This is a genomic window from Nitriliruptor sp. (assembly GCF_040882075.1).
Classification (GTDB): Bacteria; Actinomycetota; Nitriliruptoria; order Nitriliruptorales; family Nitriliruptoraceae; genus Nitriliruptor.
Genome location: NZ_JBBEBZ010000081.1, coordinates 1,294 through 4,713 on the forward strand (window position 1 = coordinate 1,294; position 3,420 = coordinate 4,713).

The 3,420-nt window shown below is 70.7% G+C and carries 4 protein-coding genes and 1 pseudogene; all 5 read left to right on the forward strand.

Annotated elements, in window-relative coordinates; genetic code table 11:
- Positions 1-346, forward strand: a pseudogene (locus WEB03_RS04235) (hypothetical protein); the annotation flags it as partial.
- A gap of 61 nt (positions 347-407) precedes the next feature.
- Complete coding sequence (locus WEB03_RS04240) at positions 408-920, forward strand: flagellar protein FlgN (protein ID WP_368069724.1); 513 nt, start codon at positions 408-410, stop codon at positions 918-920.
- On the forward strand, positions 921-2,258 hold the full coding sequence (flgK, locus tag WEB03_RS04245; RefSeq protein WP_368069725.1) for a flagellar hook-associated protein FlgK: 1,338 nt from the start codon (positions 921-923) through the stop codon (positions 2,256-2,258). It begins immediately after the preceding gene.
- Between the two features lie 10 nt (positions 2,259-2,268).
- Positions 2,269-3,168 carry a flagellin gene (locus WEB03_RS04250; protein ID WP_368069726.1) on the forward strand — a complete coding sequence of 300 codons (900 nt, stop codon included), beginning with the start codon at positions 2,269-2,271 and terminating at the stop codon, positions 3,166-3,168.
- A gap of 47 nt (positions 3,169-3,215) precedes the next feature.
- Positions 3,216-3,420, forward strand: a 205-nt coding sequence (gene fliW, locus WEB03_RS04255) for a flagellar assembly protein FliW (RefSeq protein ID WP_368069727.1), incomplete at its 3' end; no start/stop codon positions are given.

The window sequence follows — 3,420 nt, forward strand, 5'->3', positions numbered from 1 at the left end:
CCGCCGTTCGTGCCGTCCTCGCCCACCACGCGGCCCGTCGCTCGAGGACTTCACCGAGATGACCCCGCTGACCGTCGGGTCACCGCAGCAGGTCATCGAACGCTACGCCGGCATGCGTGACCACGTCGGCGACTACCAGCGTCAGCTGTTCCTCGTCGACCACGCGGGGCTGCCCCTGTCGACCGTGCTCGAACAGCTCGAGATCCTCGGCGGAGAGATCGTCCCGGCGCTGCGCCGCGAGATGGCCACCGGTCGTCCCGCCCACGTGCCGGATGCCCCCACCCACGCGAGCCTGCGCGAGGCGGCGTCGGCTGGCGCCGAGGACCTGCTCGACACCGTCCGGTGAAGCGCCGCCTTCGGGCGCGCCGTTCTCTTAACCGGGCCGTCGACCGACCGACCTGCGGTCCATGGATGACACCCGGGATGTCGGCCACCTCGAGGAGCTGGCCGAGACGCTGTGGCAGGAACGGCACCTCACGGAGCTGCTCCTGTACAAGCTCGTGTGCACCCGCATGCTCCTGGCCGCCGACGAACAGCGCTACACGGGCATCTGCCTGAACGAGGTCGACTCGGTCCTCTCCCGCCTGCGGGACGCCGAGACCCACCGCGACGACGTGGTGCAGGCCCTCGCGGTGACGTGGGGGGTCAGCATCGATCAGCTCTACCTGTCGACCCTCGCCGACCGTTCCCCGGAGCCCTGGGCCGCGATCTTCGACGACCACCGCAAGGCGTTCCTGTCGCTGACCTCCGAGATCGAGTCCGTCGCCGTCGACAACCGCCGCCTCGCCTCCTCGGGTCTGCACCGCGTCCAGCAGACCATGGCTGCCCTCACCGGCGGCAGTGAGCACCGGCTGACCTACGACCCCGATGGGCGCCGCTCCTCGTCAGCTGGTCCCGCCCTCGTCGACCAGGCGCTGTAGATGGTCTCCGTCTCGCTCCACACGGCCCTCTCCGGGATCCGCGCCGCCCGCGTCGGGATGGACACCGCGGCCCACAACGTCGCGAACGCCAACACCCCTGGCTTCACGCGCCAGCGCGTCGACCTCAGCACCAGCTACCCGTACCTGTCACCGAACGGGCCGATGGGCACCGGGGTGACGGTCGACGACATCACCCGGATGCGGGACAGCTTCCTCGACGCCCGCCTGCGCAGCGACATGGGCCAGAACGGCAAGCTCGACGTCCGTGCCGATCTGCTCGCCCGCGCCGAGGCGGTGCTCGGCGAACCCGAGAACGGGCTCACCGGCGAACTGACCGAGCTGTGGGCGTCCTTCGAGGAGCTCGCGCTCCGCCCGGAGGACACCGCCACCAGGCGCCAGGTGCTGTCGGCTCTCGAGTCGCTGACGGCGCGCGTCAGGTCCGTCGCCGGCGGGCTCGAGATCCTCGAGAAGGACACGATCAACAGCCTAGATCTGGCGGTCAAGGAGGTCAACGCGCTCTTCGAGCAGGCGGCCGACCTCAACGGTCGCATCCTCGAGGCGCGGGGGACCGGCGGGGCACCGAACGACCTGCTCGACGCGCGCGACCGGGTCCTCGACGACCTGTCACGCCGTATCGGGGCCACCGTCACCCTCGAGGACAGCGGCAGCGTCCGGATCAGCGTGTCAGGCCTGGCGGTGGTCAGCGGCACCCGCGCCACGCCCCTCGCGTTCGACGTCGACACCAACGAGATCCGTCACCCCGCCGGCGTCGCGGTCACACCCGGCGGCGAGGTCGCGGGGCTGCAGACCTCCCTCACCGAGGACCTCCCCGGGTTGCGGGACGGGCTCGACGCGTTCGTCGATGACCTCGTGACGCAGTTGAACGCGACCCACGCGTCCGGCTATGTCTCGGAGAACGTGAACGGCGGACCCCTGCTGGGTGTCACCGCTGGCGCCGAGGCGCTCACGTTGCAGGTGCTGATCACCGATCCTGGCCAGCTGGCGGCTGCCGAGGGCCCCTCCGCGGCGCCCCACGATGGAGACAACGCCACCAAGCTGGCCGATCTGCGGACCGGCACGCTCGATGGGCGGTTGCGATCGTTCGTGACCGAACATGCCGCCAACGTGGAGGCCACCGGCCGGGCGGCTCGGGCGCAGCAGCAGCTCACAGCAGCAGCGGGGACCGCTCGCGACGGGATGCACGGCGTCTCGCTCGACGAGGAGATGGTCCAGATGCTGTCCTACCAGCGGGCTCTCGAGGCCAGCAGCCGCATGATGACCGCCGTCGACCAGGCGCTGGACGTCCTCATCAACCGCATGGGCCTCGTCGGCCGCTAGGAGCCCGAGCATGCGCATCACCCAGGGGACGATGGTCAACAGCCAGCTGTCCCGGCTGCAGAACCGCCTCGAGCGGTTCGAGCGCGCCCAGTCTCAGCTCGGGACCGGCAAGGCGATCCTCAAGCCCTCCGACGATCCCGCCGCGGCCAACCGCGGGCTGCTCCTGCGAGCCAGCCAGCGTGCCCGCGTCCAGGAGGCCCGCAACGGCGCCGACGCGTCGTCCTGGCTCGCGCTCGCCGACAGCAAGCTGGAGGGGGCGACCACGCGCCTGCACCGCGCGCGCGACCTGACCGTGTCGGGTGCCAGCAACCAGGACCCGGGCTCGCAGCGGGCGATGGCGACCGAGATCGAGGCGATCCGCGACGAGCTGATCGGCATCGCCAACTCCCAGCACGCCGGCCGTCCGCTGTTCACCGGGTTCGCCGAGGGGAAGGCCGTCGTCCCAGACGGTGGGGTGTGGCGCTACGGGGGTGACGACGGGGTCATCAACCGCCGCGTCAGCGAACACGACGTCGTCAAGGTCAACGTCACCGCCGCGGACGCGTTCGGTCCCTTCGCTGTCGCGCCCGATGACCCCACCGACGTGTTCTCGCTCCTCGACACCATCGCCGCGGCGCTCCGGAACGGGGACCAGGCGACGTTGACGGGCAAGCTCGCCGAGCTGGACGTCGCCATGGAGCGCATCGGCGACCAGCAGTCGATCCTCGGCGCTGCGACCAACCGGGTGGAGGCCGCCATGGCGCGCAACGCCGACGAGCAGCTCTCCATCCGTAGCGAGCTCGCCGTCACCGAGGACGTCGACATCGCCGGTGCGGTGATGGAGCTGCAGACCCAGGAGGTCGCCTACCAGGCCACGCTGGCCGCGCTCAGCCGCGTCCTGCAACCCTCCCTGGTCGACTTCCTCCGCTAGCCTCCGCCCGCACCGACCGCCCCGCGATCTCGAAGGACCACGGCACCGTGGCAGACACCGACGAGGTCCAGCTGCAGGGGACCGTCCTGCGCTTCGCGGACGGCATCCCGGGCTTCGGTCACCTGCACCGCTTCCAGCTGGTCTCGCTCGGTGACGACAGCATCTTCCAGCTGCTCGAGAGCGTCGATGAGCCCGACGTGTCGATGGTCGTGGTGGTCCCGTGGCTGCTGTTCCCGGACTACGAGATCGAGC

Excerpts from the sequence above, each read along its gene's own strand:
- WEB03_RS04240 (WP_368069724.1), top strand. The coding sequence starts at position 408 with ATGGATGACACCCGGGATGTCGGCCACCTCGAGGAGCTGGCCGAGACG.
- flgK (WP_368069725.1), top strand. The coding sequence starts at position 921 with ATGGTCTCCGTCTCGCTCCACACGGCCCTCTCCGGGATCCGCGCCGCC.
- WEB03_RS04250 (WP_368069726.1), top strand. The coding sequence starts at position 2,269 with ATGCGCATCACCCAGGGGACGATGGTCAACAGCCAGCTGTCCCGGCTG.